The following is a 17,720-nucleotide window of genomic DNA, read 5'->3' as shown; positions in this document are numbered from 1 at the left end:
TTAGCAAAAACAAATTAAAATTTCCAATTTTTCACAAAGCGGGAAAGCGAATATCTTCTAGTTTGAAGTCCCAATAAAGCGTATTTTAAACCAAATAAAAATCCCTATACCGCAGCGGCAGTATAGGGATTAAAATTCTTATTTTAGATCTCAGTCCAGCTTCTATTTATTTCATTAAGAAACCACCACCGAGTAAATCATTGCCTTCATAAAAAACGGCCGATTGCCCTGGAGCAATACCTTTCACATTGTGCACAAAATCTATACGCACTTTATCGCCTTCTTGGGATATGGTCGACAAAGCACCAGAGTCTTTGTAACGTACCTTTGAAATTGCTTCCATCGGTTGATCTAGTCCTGCATATTTCACAAAGTTCACATTACGAACGTAAGCATGTGACTTTTCAAGTTCATGTTCTTCACCCAATACGACCGTATTACTTTCCGGAAGGATCTCAATCACAAACATCGGTTTACCCAAGGCAATACCTAAGCCTTTACGCTGACCGATGGTGAAATAAGGGTAACCAATATGTTTACCTACAACGGTACCATCGGAAAGAATAAAGTTACCGGGACCAATTTGTTGATCCAACGTTGGCACCTTATGTCTCAAAAACGCACGGTAGTCGTTGTCAGGAACGAAACAGATTTCATAACTCTCCGACTTATTGGCCAATTCCTTCTGTCCCATATCCAAAGCCATCTGACGAATCTCCTTTTTCGTGAAAGATCCTAACGGAAACTGTGTCCGGGCAAGATTTTCTTGTGATACGCCCCATAAAACGTAAGATTGATCTTTGTTTTCATCCTTACCTTTTGATATCACATAACGACCATTGTCGTGCATACGGATATTAGCATAGTGCCCGGTAGCGATAAACTCACAGTCCAATTTGTCAGCGCGTTTCATCAAAGCCTCCCACTTAATGTGGGTATTACACAACACGCATGGGTTAGGCGTGCGCCCAGCAATATATTCTTCTACAAAATTGTCAATCACAAAATCTCCAAACTCATCACGTATATCTAATATATAATGAGGGAAACCATAGTTTACGGCTAATGTACGAGCGTCATTGATACTATCAAGGCTACAACATCCGGTTTCTTTCGACGAGCCACCTGCGGATGCATAATCCCATGTCTTCATCGTGATACCGATAACCTCATATCCTTGTTCGTGGAGCATGACAGAAGCAACGGAGCTATCTACCCCTCCACTCATTGCAACTAAAACTCTTCCTCTTTTACTCATCTCTAATTATTGAAATGCAAAGATACAGCTTATTCCTTTTCCTATATGTTAGTTTCTTGTAATTTTATCTCGATCAAAATCAACACGTTCGAAAAAAGTACGAAAATAATCTGCATAAAAGTTTTAGAATTCAAATTATCGGACTATATTTGCATCGCAATAGGGGAACAAACCCATAGCAAAAAAGCGGTGCCATAGCTCAGCTGGTAGAGCAAAGGACTGAAAATCCTTGTGTCCCTGGTTCGAACCCAGGTGGCACCACGCTTCAATCTGATGATCACAGATTTAAATAAAAGGTCAACTGGTGCCATAGCTCAGCTGGTAGAGCAAAGGACTGAAAATCCTTGTGTCCCTGGTTCGAACCCAGGTGGCACCACAAAAAAAGCTTGTTCAATGAACAAGCTTTTTTTGTTTTAGCTAACTGCATTTTATATAACATCCCCCCCACATCTCCGCCGTATAGAAAATTCATCATACCCCTACTGCCTGAATTCAATGGGTGTTATTTTCATTGATTGATTGAGGGATATTATCAAAAAAAAGATCATGGATTTTGGAAATGAACCGGCGTTGTCTTTTTAAAATCCACTCAAGTTTAATTTCCAAAACCCAATCGCTTTTCTGCTACGATTCAGCAATAATCGACCGATCAAGATGCACATAGCCACCGTCCACATGAATCAATTGACCAGTTGTATGACTTGATTTGTTAGACAGCAAAAAGACTGTTGTATCGGCGATTTCCGCTGCTGTGGTCATGCGATGCTCCAATGGAATGCGGTCCGTAATTTTTTTCAATGTCTCCTCCGGATTTGATAAGGTTTGAATCCAGGTATCGTATTGGGGAGTTGCACATTCTGCCACAATAATGGCATTGACACGAATCGAGTAAGGCAACAATTCTACAGCCCACTCGCGCGTAAGTGCATTACGTCCACCATTGGATGCCGCATAAGCCGAGGTATTGCCCTGCCCTGTTTCACCAGTTTTGGACGAAATATTCACGATACTGCCCTTAGATGCTTTCAACGCATCCAAAGCGTGATGTGCCATCAGATAGTAGTGAATTAAGTTCTTATGTAGCGAAGCAACAAATCTTTCATAGTTGCCCGATGCCAATCCAACACCATCATTTTGTCCGGCATTATTCACCAAACCATCGATCCGCCCGTACACTTCCAATGTCTTTTGAACGGCTCTTTCACAATCTTCGGGTTTAGATAATTCTGCTTCAATACAGAGTGCATCCACACCAAATTGCTTTATTTCTTCTTTGACTTTTTCATTATCAGCTTGTTTACGGCCAACAATGACAGGAATAGCCTGTTCTTTAGCCAACGCGTGGACTACAGCCCGCCCGATTCCTTTTGCTCCGCCGGTAACAATAACAACTTTATCTTTTAAATGAAGATCCATAATACTTTTATTGAATGGTTTGTTTCATTGATTGTGGTTAACATTCGCAACAATGAATTCGTTCTCTGGTTATTGATTAATTTATATTGACGTCATTAAGCCCATTATCCAGCTTCATGACCAATAAAAAGCTTCAGCATGCTATTTTTCCCTTTCATAGCATGCTGAAGTTTTTCCTTTTAAAGATTATACACGCGTATTGCGTTCTCTGCCCAAAATGCGTTCTTCTCTTCAGCCGTAAATTGCCCTAATTTATCCTCAACGATGGCAATACTTTCTTCGTAGGATGCCGCCAATAGACATACCGGCCAATCTGACCCGTACATAATGCGCTCCTTTCCAAAACGCGCAAAGATATGCTCCAGATATTGCTTAAAATCATCAAGTTTCCATCCTTCCCAATCGGCCTCTGTTGCAAGTCCCGAAACTTTACATACGACATTTGGAAAGGCAGATAGCGCATCGATAAACGCCGCCCACTCATCAAATGCTTTCGACTTGATCGGCGGTTTGGCAATATGATCCAATACAAATTGAAGATTTGGATTTTGCTGCACACAATCCAACGTTGCCGCATAATGTCGTGGACGGATGAGCAGATCATACGTATAACCATAATCTGCTAAGGCCTTCAGCCCGTTTAATACCGCAGGGCGAATGAGAAAATCAGGGTCAGCTTCTCCTTCAACAATATGACGAAATCCTTTGATGACCGTAGCTGATTGATAGCCATCCAACTGTTGTCGAATATCCGCTGCTTGAAGATCAATCCAGCCCACTACGCCTTTAATAAAAGGATAATCACTAGCCAGCTGAACCAAATAAGCAGTCTCTTCGTTGGATTGATCCGCCTGAACAGCAACACTCCCTCCAAATCCATTTCGTTCAAGCACAAATTGAATATCCAAAGGGGTGAAATCACGTCTGATGACTTGCATTTCTTCGGTAATCCAACTATCTCTAATTGGATCGAATTTCCAGAAATGCTGATGGGTATCTATACGCATAATGAAAAGAAAACCTAATGAGCAATTAATTTTTTGAATACGCTACCACAGTCTGACGGGACTCTCCAAGACCATCTGCTCCTAACTCGATCACATCGCCAGGCTTCAAATAAATCGGTGGGTTAAATCCTAAGCCAACACCTGCCGGAGTACCTGTTGATATCACGTCTCCTGGCAACAAAGTCATAAATTTAGACACATAGGATACTACATGCGCCACCGAAAAGATTAAATCCTTGGTATTACCATCTTGGTAGGTTTTTCCGTTTACCTTCAACCATAGACGCACATTGTTGATATCTTTGATTTCTTCTTTTGTCGCCATGAAAGGTCCCATCGGTGCAAACGTATCACATCCTTTTCCTTTATCCCAAGTACCGCCACGTTCCAGCTGATACTCACGTTCGGAAACATCGTTGTGCAATACATAACCGACCACATAATCTAAGGCTTCATGCTCTTCTATATAAGAAGCTTTTTTACCGATCACAATACAGAATTCCACCTCCCAATCTGTTTTTACAGAATCTTTCGGAATCATCACATTATCGTATGGACCTACCAACGAAGTGGTCGATTTCATAAAGATGATCGGTTCAGCAGGAATTGGTGCATTTGTTTCCTTGGCATGGTCTAAATAGTTCAATCCAATACAAACAATTTTGGATGGGCGGGCAAAAGGTGCTCCGATACGTTCGCCTTGAGGAACTTCAATCAACTTACCTTCATTTGCCTTCACAAATTCTTCTAAACGGGCTACACCATTCTCTGCAAAGAATTGTTCATTGTAATCACCACCAAATGCGCTTACATCGTAATTTACACCATCGATCTGAACACCGATTTTCTCCTTGCCTTGAGCTCCAAAACGTATTAATTTCATTTTTATAGTATTGAGATAATAGATATTTTATTTTTAGCTTTTTAATTATTCAATTTAATAAAACCACCGTCAATAGGGTAGTCATTTCCAGTAATAAATCCAGCATCGTCACTACACAAGAAAAGTGCTAATTTGGCAATTTCTTCCGGTTGCGCCATGCGGCCTATTGGTTGGCTTGCTGATAGTTTTTCAAACATTTCTTCCTCTTTTCCAGGATAGTTTTTTGCGATAAATCCATCCACAAATGGGGTATGTACACGTGCAGGCGAAATGCTATTGCAACGAATACCATAGGCCATGTAATCCCGTGCTACAGACATTGACATCGCGTAAATAGCCCCCTTGCTCATCGAATACGCAAAACGATCCGTGATACCAACCCATGCAGCTATGGATGCTAAATTAAGGATTGCTCCCGAACCCTGCGCCTTCATCATCGGCACAATAGCATGCAATGCATTATAAGCTCCCTTAACATTCACATTAAAAACACGCTCAAAATCTTCTGATTGACAATTTTCCAAATTACCAACATGAGCGATACCAGCATTATTTACTAAAATATCAATTTTTCCGATATTTTGTGCTATAGCAGTAATTTCTTGTTGATCAGTTACATTACAACGATTAAATGCAGCCTGACCACCCAAAGCCAAGATCTCATCAACTACAGCCTTACCGCCATCTTCATTCAAATCCAGAATATGAACTTTTGCTCCTTCTGCAGCAAATTGCAGACTGATCGCACGGCCTATCCCACTACCACCACCGGTAATTACAGCTACTTTTTGTTCTAATTTTCCCATTGTTATTTAATTGTTAATGTCAATACCAAATCTGCTTCATCTGTCGATGTTGGCAAATCCAAGCGTAGACTATTGTTCTTATAACTAAACTTAATCTCTTTCTTTCCGATAAATGTGCTTACTTTTTTCACCTGATAAGGAAGGTTATTAATCAACAATTCCTTTTTATCCGTTTTAAACACATGTAGATACACTTGGTTTCCTTTTTTTGTCAACGCATAATCGTCTGTTGGTGACACCGCCCCACCCGCTGTTCCATAGATTGTTTCACCATACACCGATAGCCATTTTCCAAGTTCTTTCAAGCGCTCCTGTTGATAGTCCTGAATCTCACCGTTTGGCATCGGGCCAACATTGAGCAATAAATTGGAACCATGACTAGCTGCCTTGACCAGGTATTTCAGCACTTCCTGAAAGGATTTTCGTGTCCGATCTTTCAGCTCAAATCCCCAAGATCCTGCAATTGTTCCACATACTTCCTTCGGTAGTTTCCCAACATCATGCACTTTCGTGCCGAACCCAGTAGTATTCTCTCCAGGTAAATCACGTTCGAACATCTGAAAATCTTCCCCTTCAAATGGCGCCAGATGGTGGTTGTTACCCACCAAGCACTGTGGCTGTAAGGTATGAATCAATTCATAGATTTCTTTGAAATGCCAATCTTCATTGGGCTTGTCCCAATGACCATCAAACCAGATCCCATCGATCTCACCGTAGTTGCTCAACAGCTCCGTTAATTGGCTTTTCATAAACTGGACATAATGATTCCAATCCCCTTTCGTTGAATCGCGCCCCGCAATGCCACCACCCGTTTTACCAACAGGCAGATAATCATCCCGGTGCCAGTCTAAAAGCGAATAGTAGAACATCACTTTTATCCCTTCGGCACGGCAAGCTTCCACCAACTCTTTCACAATATCGCGTTTGAAGGGAGATTTCTTCACCACATTATAGTCCGAAACCTGGCTGTTCCACATCGAAAATCCATCATGATGTCTGGTCGTAAAGGTGATATACTTTGCCCCTGCCTGTTTAAATAACTTCGCCCATTCTTTCGCATTAAAGGAAATTGGATTGAAAAATTTAGGCAGCAATGCATATTCATCCAAACTGATATTCTGGTTGTTCATGACCCACTCACCATCCCCCAGCACACTATATACCCCCCAATGGATAAAAACACCAAACCGAGATTGTTCAAACCACTCCCTATTTTTCAGATTTTCGGGACTCGGTTGATAATGTTGCTGGCTATAGCTCGCGGATACTGATCCCATCAGCAAGGCTAAACCACAGATTACATGTTTAAGTTTCATATGTAAATGATTAGTTGTCATGGATTTTCAATAAACTCATTATACCCAACTACAAAGAAACACCTCTACGCCATGGTATGAAATCGTCTTGCCCCAACAACACCGCCTTCGGTTTCACTTCACCAGAAGCAACCTCTATTACATAATCCCAAATACGGTGTGCGGCTTCCTCAATAGTCTCTGTACCTTCGATAATGGTACCACAGTTCAAATCCAGGATATCGGGCATTTTCTCAAAAGTCTTGGTATTTGTTGATAGTTTCACAACAGGTGCAATCGGGTTACCTGTAGGGGTACCCAGCCCCGTAGTAAACAAGACAATATTAGCACCTGCTGCCACTTCTGCAGTTGTACTTTCCACATCATTACCAGGCGTACATAATAAGTTTAACCCCGGACCGTTGGCCAATTCAGGATAATCAATCACTGCTGCAACAGGTGATGTTCCTCCTTTTTTGGCAGCCCCAGCAGACTTAATTGCGTCAGTAATTAAACCATCACGAATATTGCCCGGAGAAGGATTCATATAGAATCCCGAACCATCAGCTTCAGCTTTTGCGTTGTAAGTACGCATCAGCGACATAAAACGCTCCGCCGTTGGCTCATCGATACAACGATCACTCAACTCCTGTTCCACGCCGCATAATTCAGGAAACTCCGCCAGAATCACCGATCCGCCTAAAGTCACCAAAATATCTGATACAAATCCGAGCGCCGGATTGGCCGAGATGCCCGAAAATCCGTCTGAACCACCACATTCCAGACCTATACACAATTTGTCCAATGAGGCTGGTTTGCGCTCATTTTTATCCGCTTGCATCATCCCTGCAAAAGTTGCTTTAATCGCCTTTTGCATAAGCTCTTTTTCAGTTCCTTCTTTCTGTTGTTCGAAAATATACAGTGGGCGATCAAAACCTGGACTTCGCTTTTCAATTTCAGCTTTCAGAATGGAAGCCTGCGCATGCTGACATCCTAAACTCAATACCGTTGCCCCCGCCACATTCGGATGGGTGATATAACCAGCCAAAAGGCCACATAAGGCATCCGAATCCATGCGGGTTCCGCCGCAGCCCATTTCATGGTTTAAAAACTTGATTCCATCGACATTTTTGAACAGGCGTTCCTGCTCACTGGAAGTCGAATTAGCAAGTAGATCCTGACTAAGAATCGCATTTACATCAGCACCAGACTTATATAAGCTAATGAGATCTTCTACCTCAGACACGTAATTATTGGCTTTTACTTTATAGCCTAACTTTTCTTCAAAAGCAGCCTTCAGGGTCAATACATTTCTATTTTCGCAAAAAACCAATGGAATAACCAACCAGTAATTGGCCGTTCCAACAGTCCCATTTGAACGGTGGAATCCATTGAACGTTTTATCTTTAAATGCAGAAACATCAGGTTTTGTCCAGGCTGTCTTGCGATTGCCCATTTTAAAATCTTCCGACGCATGGCGCAAGTTTTCAGTGGTAATGAGTTCCCCTTCAGCTAGGGGAGTATTCAATTTTCCTACCAGAACACCATACATCAATATCTCCGTATCTTGTTCCATTGGCTGGATGGTGAATTTATGTTTGGCAGCAACAGCTTGCTTTAATGTAAATTCCTTACCTTCAAAAACAATCGTTGTTCCCGCAGCCAAGTCCTGTAATGCAACAAGGACATTATCCATTGGATGGATCTGTAAATAGCGCTGTATAGCCATAATTATACTAATTCAAATATTTTTGTCATCATTACCCATTTCTCTCCCGGCTTTGCCCCCGGAATGGCCGCCTGGTATTTCCACATCAGCTGTTCCCATTCCTGTACTTTTTCATTGGCAGCATCCATAGCCGATTTTTTCTCAAATGAAAAGTCTTCACCCACCTCCATGTTCATAAACAATCTATTTTCAAAACGATAGATCTCCATCTGCAGAATACCTGCATCCAGAATCGAACGTTTTATTTCCGGCCAAACCTCACGGTGGTAATCCTCATATTCCTTGATCAATTGTGGATCGCCCACAAGATCTAAAGCCATGACATATCTTTTCATTACTAACTAATTAATGTGATTTAAGATTTTCGGTTTCTGCAATACTGACATTTCTATTTTGGAAAGCAAACAATAAGACAACAATAAAACAAACCAATGGCACAAAATAGCCATACTGGAAATGTCCTGTTTTATCCGAGATAAAGCCCAAAATTGGAGGTAACAAAGCACCACCAACAATAGACATTACGATCAAACTGGAAGCAGATTTGGTATCGGCACCGATACCTTGTACACCAAACGCGAATATCGTCGGAAACATAATAGACATAAAGAATGCAATACCGATCAATGCATACAAGGTCTGAATACCTGATCCGAAGATGACAAATAGGGATAGAACGATCGCTATAGCGGAATAGATGATCAGAAGCTGGGATGCTGATACAAAACGCATAAAAAATGTACCGATAAACCGGCCCAACATAAAAGCCAATCCCGCAAACCCAGCATAATCGGCCCCATCCTTACCCGATATGCCCGCAGCTTCTGTTGCATACAATACCAGGAAGCTTAAAATACAGACTTGCGCTCCCACATAGAAAAATTGAGCCACCACGGCCCAACGCACATTTTTATGACGCAACGCGTGGAAAAAACCAGCTCTACCTTCTTCCTCGGCATCTTTGATATCAGGTAATTTGGTAAAGAAAAACAAGGCAGCGATCAATAAAATCAATATTCCCAATACTACATAAGGCAATTTCACAGCAGCTGTTTCCGACTGAATATACGCCATCTTTGCCTGCTCAGCCATTTGCGCCAGTTCTTCCTGTGATTTGGGTTCATGGGATAAAATAAATTTTCCACCAAAAATCGGAGCAACAAAGGCTGCTAGTCCATTAAAGGACTGCGCAAAATTAAGCCGTTGCGCCGAAGAAGCTGGATCTCCCAAAATCGCTACATACGGATTTGCAGCGGTTTCCAGAATGGTAAGACCACAGGCTACAACGAACAATGCCCCCAAAAAGAAAACATAACTTATCGTATTGGCCGCAGGTACAAAAAGAAAACAGCCAATGGCAAAAAAGATCAATCCGATCAAAATACCCGCTTTATAGCCATATTTTTTCATGATAATTCCAGCAGGAATCGCCATCACAAAATAAGCGATAAATACAGCCGAATCGACTAAGGAAGCCTGGAAATGGGATAAACTAAACGCATTCCTCAAATGCGGAATTAAGATCGGATCAAGGTTATGAATAAATCCCCAGAAAAAGAACAAGGATGTCACCAAAATCAAGGCAAATGCGTAACTCTTTTTATTCGTCATATTTTTCAAATGGTTATAAGTAGTTATTTAATGTAAAATAAGCTTAAAAATGCTAGACAATATTCAAGTATATTATCAAATTATTAAGCTATATTACCATAGCTAAACTGAATTATGTAACTTTACTGCATATATTTCATAATTATGAAAGCACAGCTGCTTCATTTAAACAGCAATCTTGAGCATTCGTTCAACGCGCGTAGAGACAATACACCTCAGTACCATAATCTTTGGCATTACCACGAAGAACTGGAATTAATTTATTTCGCCAAAGGCTCAGGCACCCAATTTATTGGCGATAGTGTCCGGCGCTTTGAATCGGGCGATATCACCCTTGTGGGTTCAAACCTACCTCATTATTGGTTATTTGACGAAATTTATCTTCAAGAGGAAGAAGCAGAAAGCGCAGATATTCGTGTGCTTCATTTTAAAGAGAACTTTTGGGGAAATGATTTTATTAATTTACCTGAAAATAAATCCATCAAAGACCTTATTCGCGTCTCCAAAAGAGGCATTTCATTATTGGAGTGCAGCCGACTAAAAACTGCGCAATTAATTGACGCTATCTTGGCAGCAACAGGTACCCCACGTATTATTCATTTATTAGAAATATTACAGTATATTTCGGCCGAAGAACAACATGATCTGTTAACGAGCCCCACTTTTACCATCCAGCTGCAAGATCAGGATGCCAACCGTATGCAGATTGCCATGCAATATATCGGTGAAAATTATCGCGACCAGATACGCCTGCAAGAACTTGCCTCTCTCACGGGAATGACCCCAAATTCCTTCTGCCGTTATTTCAAATCACAGATCGGAAAAACGCTCTTTCAATTTCTGATCGAAATGCGCGTGAAAACCGCTTGCAATTTATTAATAGAAAACAAACAGACGGTGAAGCAGATCTGCTTTGAATCAGGTTTTCAAAACTTTTCAAGCTTCCATAAATACTTCAAAAATGTAACCGGCACCACGCCGCTCAGCTTTCAGCGATCAAAAACTTAAGACGATTTTACCCAATAAGCTTGAATCTTCCATCAATCGATGGGTTTCAGCAGCCTCGGCAAAAGGAAGCACCCGGTATAAGGTCGGTTTGAAATCGCCAGCGCTAAGTTTCGGCCATACCTGAGACCAGATATCATCCCGTAGCACTTGCTTAAATTCACGGTCTCTCGCCCGTAATGTACTTCCCGTTAAAACAATCCGTTTCTGCATTAATTTGAGCAAGTTTAACTCGACTATTGCGCTTTCCATCGCATTAATATATACTAAACGACCATCGGGGTTCAAAAGGTTGATATTTTTCTCAAAATATGAACCACCAATACTGTCTAAAATAACATCAACCCCCAAAGGCTTCAGCGCCTCCAGAAAATCCTCCGTTTTATAATTTATTGTTTTGGTTGCTCCCAATGATTTACAAAAGCTAGCCTTTTCAGATGAGCTGACTGTCGTATATACTGCTGCACCAAACAAGGCCGCTAACTGAATTGCCGTACTGCCAATCCCACCAGCACCACCGTGTACCAAAAAATGATCGCCGGTCTGCAAATTCCCTCTTCGAAAGACATTGTCCCATACTGTAAATACGGTCTCAGGCAGCGAGGCTGCTTCCGCGAAATCTAAATGATCGGGAATAGGCAAACAATGTCCCTGATAGACCTTAGCATAGTTTGCATAACCTCCACCCGCTACGAGTGCACATACACGATCACCAATGTTCCAGTCAGCGACCCCGGTTCCCTTTGCGACAATAACCCCTGCTATTTCTAATCCAGGTATCCGCGCATCCACCCCGGCAGGTGCCGGATAGTTCCCTTTACGCTGAAAAACATCAGGTCTATTTACACCTGCAGCCTTTACTTCTACTAAAACTTCCAGTTCACCGATCTGCGGCATCTCCACATCGCGGACTTCCAAAACTTCGGGTCCGCCCGGTTCAGTAATAATGACAGCTTTCATCATGATTTTTTGGGATATTTCTGTAATCTTATATTGAGCGAAAGCATAAAATAACGAGCCAAACGATTGTTTCGAACGTCTAAAATATCATTTCCCACCACGGCACGTGAAATTCCAGTATTCTGATTCATTAGATCGAATCCCTGAAATCTCAACATACCCAAGTTATTCCTTCCAAAAGTATATTCCATATAGGCGTTGATTATCGTTGGATTAATATTGTTCCATGAGCTCGAATAACCCGCATTAAATTTTTGAGAAAGTTCAAGTCCCATGGTAAAATGTTTGCCCAAATAAGCTTTAGATCCCAAACCAACGATTCCAGAATGCGCCGTGATATTATCTTGTACAGGCCAGTCAAATGTGGCCCTGTTCAACGAATAGTTGCCATTTAATTCCGCTTCAAAAATATCACTCCAGGTATAGCGGAATTGAAGGGCTTGTGTAAACAAAAAGTGTCCACCAAAGCTCTTTTTATCATTGACGTACGAAATATTGTTGTAATAATCTGCATTGCCATTTAAGCTCATCTGCAAATTATCCGACAATAAAGAAGCTGTAAACAAATAATAGCTCTTAATATCATAGTAGCCTTCTGTATTGCGATAAGTCGTTTTCTGTATCGTTGAATTAGGTTCAATTGTCCGGTTGGCTACAATCTTATCATTTACTAAGTTAAAAGCAAGACTGGCTTCCAGATATTGTCCCCTCCGCGTGATGGATTTGCGATACTTTGAAACAATACTATGTGCAAATTCAGATTTCAAATCCTTATTTCCGATCACAATATTCTGTGTGTTGGTATTGTCCACCACCGGCTGTATCTGATAGAAACTAGGCTGGTTATTACGTCCATAATAGTCCATAGAAAGATCCTCTTCTTTGGTAAACTTCCATTTCAATCCAGCAGAGGGCACGAGATTAACATTTGAATAGGAGGTTTTTATCAGTTTATCTGTTGAACTTCCCGTTAATTCGGACGGCTGAACTGCAAAACCGAAGTTTACCTTTACTTTTTCGCTTAAGTCTTGGCGGTAAATCATGCCGACTTTATTGCTTGCGAAAGAATAGTCGTACTTCAAACTAAGTGAATCCACCAGTATGGGCCCGTTGTTAAAATTATTGTTATTGTCAAAAGTAGAGCGACGGGCATCAATTTTGGTATAATCGAAATCGTAATTGATCTCCAAGGTACCACCTAAATCAACGGGCTCCACCAACGACAAGCGACTTTGGATATTTTTATTCTCATTGCTGGAACGGACCATTTGATTCAGGTAAGTTTCCGTTATTTTTGGCACCTTCAAGCTGCTGTCGATCGCTCTATTAAAATCGCGCACTTCCTCATCTTTATCCAAGGAATTAAAATCCGTATGCAAAGTATAAAGTACTTTCCGCCCCGGTTTAGTAAAACTTCGCACGTAAAAAAGATCTAAAGCCGCAGCAGGGCTTTCTGTACTATTGGCCGCGCCGTAGTTCCCCGTACTACTTAACCGATTATTTTGGATCCTTCTATCTTTTAACGTATTGCTGGTCGAATTGGTCCAAGATAGTTTGGGCGATATTTTAAGCTGATCTTTGGGCGACAGCTTCATATCAAAATCCCAGTCCATTTTATGGATACGATCGATTGATTTTATTTTGTAATCTTCAAAATTACTAATCAGATTATTCGCGGCTTTGCCATACCCATATATCGATTGTAATAAGGAATTTCCCTGGATATAATTATTACGTTGCGTAAAGCTATATTTTCCGCTTGCTGTTACCGTTTTAGAAAGCGGACTAGAGAAACTACCACCTACAGAGCCGATTTTATTGACGCCGTCTGTCGGGTCCGCAAAATCCGCTAGCTCGCCCATTTCCCGCTCCCGTTCCCCGCCATTGGGCGAACCGAAAGAAAAAAGGTTGGTATTGGTATTATTGACCGAGGCGATAACAGAGTACTCTTTACCGTCATTGAAACGATTCAGTCCAGCACTCCCCAAGTAACGATCTACCGAACCACCGCCAAGCGTAGCTTGACCAAAAGTAATTTTCTTCTTATCATCTTTGAGCACAATATTCAGAACTTTTTCGGATTCAGCACTTTTAATTCCTTTTGCCGTCGCCTCGTCACCATAAAAATCAATAACTTGAACGCTTTTCACAAAATCTGCAGGAAGATTGCGTGTGGCGGTGAGCACATCGCCACCAAAGAATTTTTTACCATCCACCTTAACAGAGGATATGGGCTTACCGAAGGCGTAGACAGAACCATCCCGCGAGACCTGAATATTGGGTAATGCCTTAAGAGCCTCTTCTAAGAGTGCCCGACGATCAAATTGAAAAGCATCCAGATTAAATTGAACAGTATCCTGCTTATAAACAATGGGTTTATATTTTAGTACAACAACTTCTTTTAAAAGGGATACATGGGGAAACATGGTCAATTTTCCAACATCCAATTTAGCTGTCGTGCTATTGTACAAGGGATAACTACGTTCCAAGATACTAAGGCCCAGCTGGCTACAGCTAATACGAATATCATTACCCAGTACACGATTAAAATGAAAATAACCTGTTGCGGAAGTTGATGAGAACAAGGTATCGCGGGAACTCGTCAGGTGAACACTTACACCATTTAGGGGCCTTCCAGCTGTATCGACAACAATGCCATAAACCTCTTTTTTTGACACCTGCCCTAAAGTGGTTTTGGGTAAAAAAAACAAGTTCGTTATAGCTAAAAAAAGTACTAACCGGATAATATTCCCGTCCTTTAGTTCCATCAAATAGACTTTGCAATAATACAATTCAATATAAGAATTCTTAAGCTATTAACGTAAAAAGTTGTGATTTTGTATATAAAAAAAACGAGCTGTTTTCTCAACAGCTCGTTTCTTACACTATTTTTTACAATTTATTATTCACCCGCAAAGGTAACCTTAACGAGGTGCTTATCAATTTCCCAACGGCCAGTACCATCTTCACCGATTACATCGAATAATTCAAGAATACGTCTTGCAACAAACTCCTCCTCCACTTGCTCTTCCAAGAACCATTGAACAAAGTTAAAAGTTACGTAGTCTTTTTCCTTCGCACATCTATCCGCAATATTATTGAATTGTTCAGTAACAAACATCTCTTGTTCCAATGTTTGCTCAAATACACCACGGAATGATTCAAAATCTTGAGGAATACCTGTAACTTCCGGAGAAATTGCACGACCACCGCGGTTGTTAATATAATTGAAAAGCTTCAACATGTGCTCGCGTTCTTCGTTGGATTGTTTCGCAAAAAACTCGGAAGCATTTTCCAAACCCTGATCATCACACCATGAAGACATTGCCAAATATAATGCTGAAGAATGAGCTTCAACTTTAATCTGTGCATTCAATATATTTTCGATCTCTTCTTTCAAAGAAGATTTTAATTTCAATAAATCTTTCATATTTACCTTAAGTTTAATTTCTAAAACATGAACAAGTGAAACACATGATCACCTGACTACATCACAAAGATACAGCAGATATTCAAAATGTGTATCAAGAATATGTAATACAAATTCAGTCTAAATTAGACAAACAAACCACAACTTGTTTAGAATCAATACAATTACAAATACGTAATATTGATACTTTCAATAAGCCATCAAATAAAACAATAAGTGGCAGAAAGGACTTAAAATCAGGAATGCCAACCAAAAAACAAAAGGTAGTCCATTGAGACTTATTTAAATTAAAATTAAATAAGGTCACCACAAAACAAAAAGCGGTGTACATCATAGACGTACACCGCTTTTTAAATTCGTTTATATATACTACCTAAGCGAAAACCGCAAATGGCGAAACCTGCAAACAAGTTCTGACAACGCTATTCAATTCCATCATAAATTTAGCGCCATCTAATAATTCGCGCAACTGGAGCACATCCGCTACAGTTAAGATGAAACATCTTTCTGTACGAAAAGGCATAATGATTTCAAAATCAGATGAGCGTGTTGTATCATGAAGCATATGCTCAACATCAATCCCATCGATACGTTTCTTAAATTTCAAAAAATCCGATACCGAGAAAGACGTTGTTTCATTATTATATTCCAACCAGAAACAATTTTTGCGGCTACATTGATAAACTGTACCTACTATAGTTGAAAACACTTCCTCAACATGTGCTAACGGACAAACCAATTTTGACATTTCTATTTCCCTTATCATTTAAATCGATCAAAAATAAATATTATTTATAATCAATCCAAGTAAAACAGAAGATTATTTTGATTTAATATAAATAAGCCTTTCAGCGAGTAATGGAAATAAATCCTTCCTAATTTCACATGGATCAACAGCCCCGAAAATCCACGTTAGGTTCTTACGGACCAATTACAATAGAGCGGTACAAAAAAAGAGGCCAGTTTCTATAACTGACCTCCTACATTTACATCTATATTTTAATAGTTATTAATCGTATTCTTCCTCTTCTTCTTCCTCTAGGGTAAGAACTTCATTACGTCCATTGATAACTGTATTTTTTGTCTTTGTTTTATGTTTATTAATCTGTCTACGCAAGGATTCGACAGCAATATCTGTCGCCTCCTCAAAGCTCTTCGCTTGCCCTTTCGCAAAAAGCTGGCTTCCCGGGATATTTAATTTAATTTCTGAAATTTTATTTGCCTCATCATCGACATTTTCCAATCGCAGGTAGCATTCGCCACCAATAATGGAATCCAAAAACTGCTCCAATTTTCCTGTTTTCTTTTTGATAAACTCGATTAGCTTTTGATCAGCAGTAAATCGAATGGATTGCACAGTAATGTTCATTTTTCCTCCTTTTTTTAAGCTTTTGGATGAGCTTGTTTATAAATTGACTTCAATCGTTCTGCTGAGTTATGCGTATACACTTGTGTTGCCGCAAGCCCTGCATGCCCCAGCAGCTCTTTAATTGCATTTAAATCCGCCCCGTTGTCCAACAGGGCCGTTGCGAAAGTATGTCTCAAAATATGAGGACTTCTCTTACCTTGAGTAGAAATCAGCGTCAATTGCCGATGTACAATAGCATAGATCAGCTTGGCATATGCTGGCTTTCCTTCTTTCGTAACGATTAGTAAGCTGTTATTAGTATCAACAAATTGCGTCGCCTTTTGTTGCAAATAGTTTTTCAATTCTTTCAATAAAAGATTATTGATCGGAACCAAGCGTTCTTTGTTCCTTTTACCTAATATAAGAATATTTTTATTAAAAAAATCTATATCCTGCTCCTTAATTTTCAACAATTCTGCCAACCGAATCCCGGTACCGAACAACAATTCCATAACCATATAATCGCGGCAGGATTCAAACCCATCCTGCTCCTGCCCCATCTGATCCAACAAACGGACCAGCTTTTCCTTTTCAACAACAACCGGTAATTTTTTAGCAGTTTTTAACGCTTTAATAAGCGTCATGGGATTTTTCGCAATACACTCTTCTCTTTGCAAAAATTTAAAATAAGTTCGCATGGAGGACATACTCCGGTTGACTGAACTTGCATTTTTTCCGGACTCTACCATTTGCGCGAAATAATGACGTAAATCACGGTATACGATATCCTGCACAGTCAGTCCCTCACGATCCAAAAAAGACTGGAACATCTCCAACTCATGCTTATAGGCAATAACCGTATGTTCTGAATACCTTTTTTCAATCTGCAAAAACCGAATAAACTCCTTTTCCAACATATTTTCCCTTGCTATATAGCTTAAATTACAAACTTAAAAGCACAAAAAAAAGGGA

16 protein-coding genes and 2 tRNA genes are annotated in these 17,720 nt (G+C 40.3%); 3 read left to right on the top strand and 15 right to left on the bottom strand.

The features are described 5' to 3' along the window. Positions 1-166: 166 nt before the first annotated feature. On the bottom strand, positions 167-1,258 hold the full coding sequence (gene mnmA, locus B4Z47_RS19180) for a tRNA 2-thiouridine(34) synthase MnmA (RefSeq protein WP_046672147.1): 1,092 nt from the start codon (positions 1,256-1,258) through the stop codon (positions 167-169). A 188-nt stretch (positions 1,259-1,446) separates the two neighbouring features. Between mnmA and B4Z47_RS19175 the strand changes: the two genes are divergently transcribed. After that, positions 1,447-1,519 (top strand) — tRNA-Phe (locus B4Z47_RS19175). A 42-nt stretch (positions 1,520-1,561) separates the two neighbouring features. Continuing rightward, positions 1,562-1,634, top strand: a tRNA-Phe gene (locus B4Z47_RS19170). 248 nt (positions 1,635-1,882) lie between these two features. On the opposite strand, the gene B4Z47_RS19165 is transcribed toward B4Z47_RS19170, so the two are convergent. The 8 genes from B4Z47_RS19165 to fucP all read right to left on the bottom strand — a co-directional run bounded on the left by B4Z47_RS19165 (position 1,883) and on the right by fucP (position 10,005). Then, entirely contained in the window at positions 1,883-2,674 is a 792-nt protein-coding gene (locus B4Z47_RS19165; protein ID WP_115047408.1) for an SDR family oxidoreductase, read from the bottom strand. A 179-nt stretch (positions 2,675-2,853) separates the two neighbouring features. Then, positions 2,854-3,681, bottom strand: coding sequence for an amidohydrolase family protein (locus tag B4Z47_RS19160; RefSeq protein ID WP_070563734.1), 828 nt, complete (start codon positions 3,679-3,681; stop codon positions 2,854-2,856). A gap of 25 nt (positions 3,682-3,706) precedes the next feature. Continuing rightward, positions 3,707-4,564 (bottom strand): fumarylacetoacetate hydrolase family protein, encoded by an 858-nt coding sequence (locus B4Z47_RS19155; RefSeq protein ID WP_115047407.1) that lies wholly within the window; start codon positions 4,562-4,564, stop codon positions 3,707-3,709. A 41-nt stretch (positions 4,565-4,605) separates the two neighbouring features. Beyond that, positions 4,606-5,370 carry an SDR family NAD(P)-dependent oxidoreductase gene (locus tag B4Z47_RS19150; protein ID WP_046672143.1) on the bottom strand — a complete coding sequence of 255 codons (765 nt, stop codon included), beginning with the start codon at positions 5,368-5,370 and terminating at the stop codon, positions 4,606-4,608. 2 nt (positions 5,371-5,372) lie between these two features. Continuing rightward, the gene (locus B4Z47_RS19145; RefSeq protein WP_115049457.1) at positions 5,373-6,686 is read right to left on the bottom strand and encodes an alpha-L-fucosidase; all 1,314 of its coding nucleotides are present in this window, start codon (positions 6,684-6,686) and stop codon (positions 5,373-5,375) included. Positions 6,687-6,735: 49 nt separating this feature from the next. Next, positions 6,736-8,394 (bottom strand): UxaA family hydrolase, encoded by a 1,659-nt coding sequence (locus tag B4Z47_RS19140; RefSeq protein WP_112375752.1) that lies wholly within the window; start codon positions 8,392-8,394, stop codon positions 6,736-6,738. A gap of 2 nt (positions 8,395-8,396) precedes the next feature. After that, the gene (locus tag B4Z47_RS19135) at positions 8,397-8,729 is read right to left on the bottom strand and encodes an L-rhamnose mutarotase (protein WP_115047406.1); all 333 of its coding nucleotides are present in this window, start codon (positions 8,727-8,729) and stop codon (positions 8,397-8,399) included. A gap of 10 nt (positions 8,730-8,739) precedes the next feature. Further along, positions 8,740-10,005, bottom strand: coding sequence for an L-fucose:H+ symporter permease (fucP, locus tag B4Z47_RS19130; protein ID WP_070563743.1), 1,266 nt, complete (start codon positions 10,003-10,005; stop codon positions 8,740-8,742). A gap of 144 nt (positions 10,006-10,149) precedes the next feature. Between fucP and B4Z47_RS19125 the strand changes: the two genes are divergently transcribed. Then, on the top strand, positions 10,150-11,013 hold the full coding sequence (locus B4Z47_RS19125) for an AraC family transcriptional regulator (RefSeq protein WP_070563746.1): 864 nt from the start codon (positions 10,150-10,152) through the stop codon (positions 11,011-11,013). Here B4Z47_RS19125 and B4Z47_RS19120 read toward each other — a convergent pair. The 6 genes from B4Z47_RS19120 to B4Z47_RS19095 all read right to left on the bottom strand — a co-directional run bounded on the left by B4Z47_RS19120 (position 11,002) and on the right by B4Z47_RS19095 (position 17,665). Continuing rightward, entirely contained in the window at positions 11,002-11,973 is a 972-nt protein-coding gene (locus B4Z47_RS19120; RefSeq protein ID WP_313396164.1) for an NAD(P)H-quinone oxidoreductase, read from the bottom strand. The two genes, B4Z47_RS19125 and B4Z47_RS19120, sit on opposite strands and share 12 nt — an antisense overlap. Further along, positions 11,970-14,648: a TonB-dependent receptor gene (locus B4Z47_RS19115; protein WP_236560267.1), complete on the bottom strand. Its 2,679-nt coding sequence runs from the start codon at positions 14,646-14,648 to the stop codon at positions 11,970-11,972. Before B4Z47_RS19115 ends, B4Z47_RS19120 begins: the two co-directional genes overlap by 4 nt. 224 nt (positions 14,649-14,872) lie before the next feature. Then, a complete protein-coding gene (locus tag B4Z47_RS19110; RefSeq protein ID WP_070563752.1) occupies positions 14,873-15,400 on the bottom strand; it encodes a ferritin in 528 nt (175 codons plus the stop codon). 373 nt (positions 15,401-15,773) lie between these two features. After that, complete coding sequence (locus B4Z47_RS19105) at positions 15,774-16,148, bottom strand: DUF6686 family protein (protein ID WP_070563755.1); 375 nt, start codon at positions 16,146-16,148, stop codon at positions 15,774-15,776. Positions 16,149-16,409: 261 nt separating this feature from the next. Beyond that, positions 16,410-16,769 carry a ribosome hibernation-promoting factor, HPF/YfiA family gene (gene hpf / locus B4Z47_RS19100; protein ID WP_070563758.1) on the bottom strand — a complete coding sequence of 120 codons (360 nt, stop codon included), beginning with the start codon at positions 16,767-16,769 and terminating at the stop codon, positions 16,410-16,412. A gap of 14 nt (positions 16,770-16,783) precedes the next feature. Beyond that, complete coding sequence (locus tag B4Z47_RS19095; RefSeq protein ID WP_070563761.1) at positions 16,784-17,665, bottom strand: tyrosine-type recombinase/integrase; 882 nt, start codon at positions 17,663-17,665, stop codon at positions 16,784-16,786. Between the last annotated feature and the right edge of the window lie 55 nt (positions 17,666-17,720).

Origin of the sequence: Sphingobacterium sp. UBA2610 (assembly GCF_002339225.1) — a bacterium.
Classification (GTDB): domain Bacteria; phylum Bacteroidota; class Bacteroidia; order Sphingobacteriales; family Sphingobacteriaceae; genus Sphingobacterium; species Sphingobacterium multivorum.
Note: the sequence above shows the minus strand (reverse complement) of the source record. Positions and strands in the feature narration are given on the sequence as shown.

Bases quoted from the DNA above. Each gene is read 5' to 3' on its own strand.
- mnmA (WP_046672147.1), bottom strand. From the start codon at position 1,258: ATGAGTAAAAGAGGAAGAGTTTTAGTTGCAATGAGTGGAGGGGTAGAT.
- B4Z47_RS19165 (WP_115047408.1), bottom strand. From the start codon at position 2,674: ATGGATCTTCATTTAAAAGATAAAGTTGTTATTGTTACCGGCGGAGCA.
- B4Z47_RS19160 (WP_070563734.1), bottom strand. From the start codon at position 3,681: ATGCGTATAGATACCCATCAGCATTTCTGGAAATTCGATCCAATTAGA.
- B4Z47_RS19155 (WP_115047407.1), bottom strand. From the start codon at position 4,564: ATGAAATTAATACGTTTTGGAGCTCAAGGCAAGGAGAAAATCGGTGTT.
- B4Z47_RS19150 (WP_046672143.1), bottom strand. From the start codon at position 5,370: ATGGGAAAATTAGAACAAAAAGTAGCTGTAATTACCGGTGGTGGTAGT.
- B4Z47_RS19145 (WP_115049457.1), bottom strand. From the start codon at position 6,686: ATGAAACTTAAACATGTAATCTGTGGTTTAGCCTTGCTGATGGGATCA.
- B4Z47_RS19140 (WP_112375752.1), bottom strand. From the start codon at position 8,394: ATGGCTATACAGCGCTATTTACAGATCCATCCAATGGATAATGTCCTT.
- B4Z47_RS19135 (WP_115047406.1), bottom strand. From the start codon at position 8,729: ATGAAAAGATATGTCATGGCTTTAGATCTTGTGGGCGATCCACAATTG.
- fucP (WP_070563743.1), bottom strand. From the start codon at position 10,005: ATGACGAATAAAAAGAGTTACGCATTTGCCTTGATTTTGGTGACATCC.
- B4Z47_RS19125 (WP_070563746.1), top strand. From the start codon at position 10,150: ATGAAAGCACAGCTGCTTCATTTAAACAGCAATCTTGAGCATTCGTTC.
- B4Z47_RS19120 (WP_313396164.1), bottom strand. From the start codon at position 11,973: ATGATGAAAGCTGTCATTATTACTGAACCGGGCGGACCCGAAGTTTTG.
- B4Z47_RS19110 (WP_070563752.1), bottom strand. From the start codon at position 15,400: ATGAAAGATTTATTGAAATTAAAATCTTCTTTGAAAGAAGAGATCGAA.
- B4Z47_RS19105 (WP_070563755.1), bottom strand. From the start codon at position 16,148: ATGTCAAAATTGGTTTGTCCGTTAGCACATGTTGAGGAAGTGTTTTCA.
- hpf (WP_070563758.1), bottom strand. From the start codon at position 16,769: ATGAACATTACTGTGCAATCCATTCGATTTACTGCTGATCAAAAGCTA.
- B4Z47_RS19095 (WP_070563761.1), bottom strand. From the start codon at position 17,665: ATGTTGGAAAAGGAGTTTATTCGGTTTTTGCAGATTGAAAAAAGGTAT.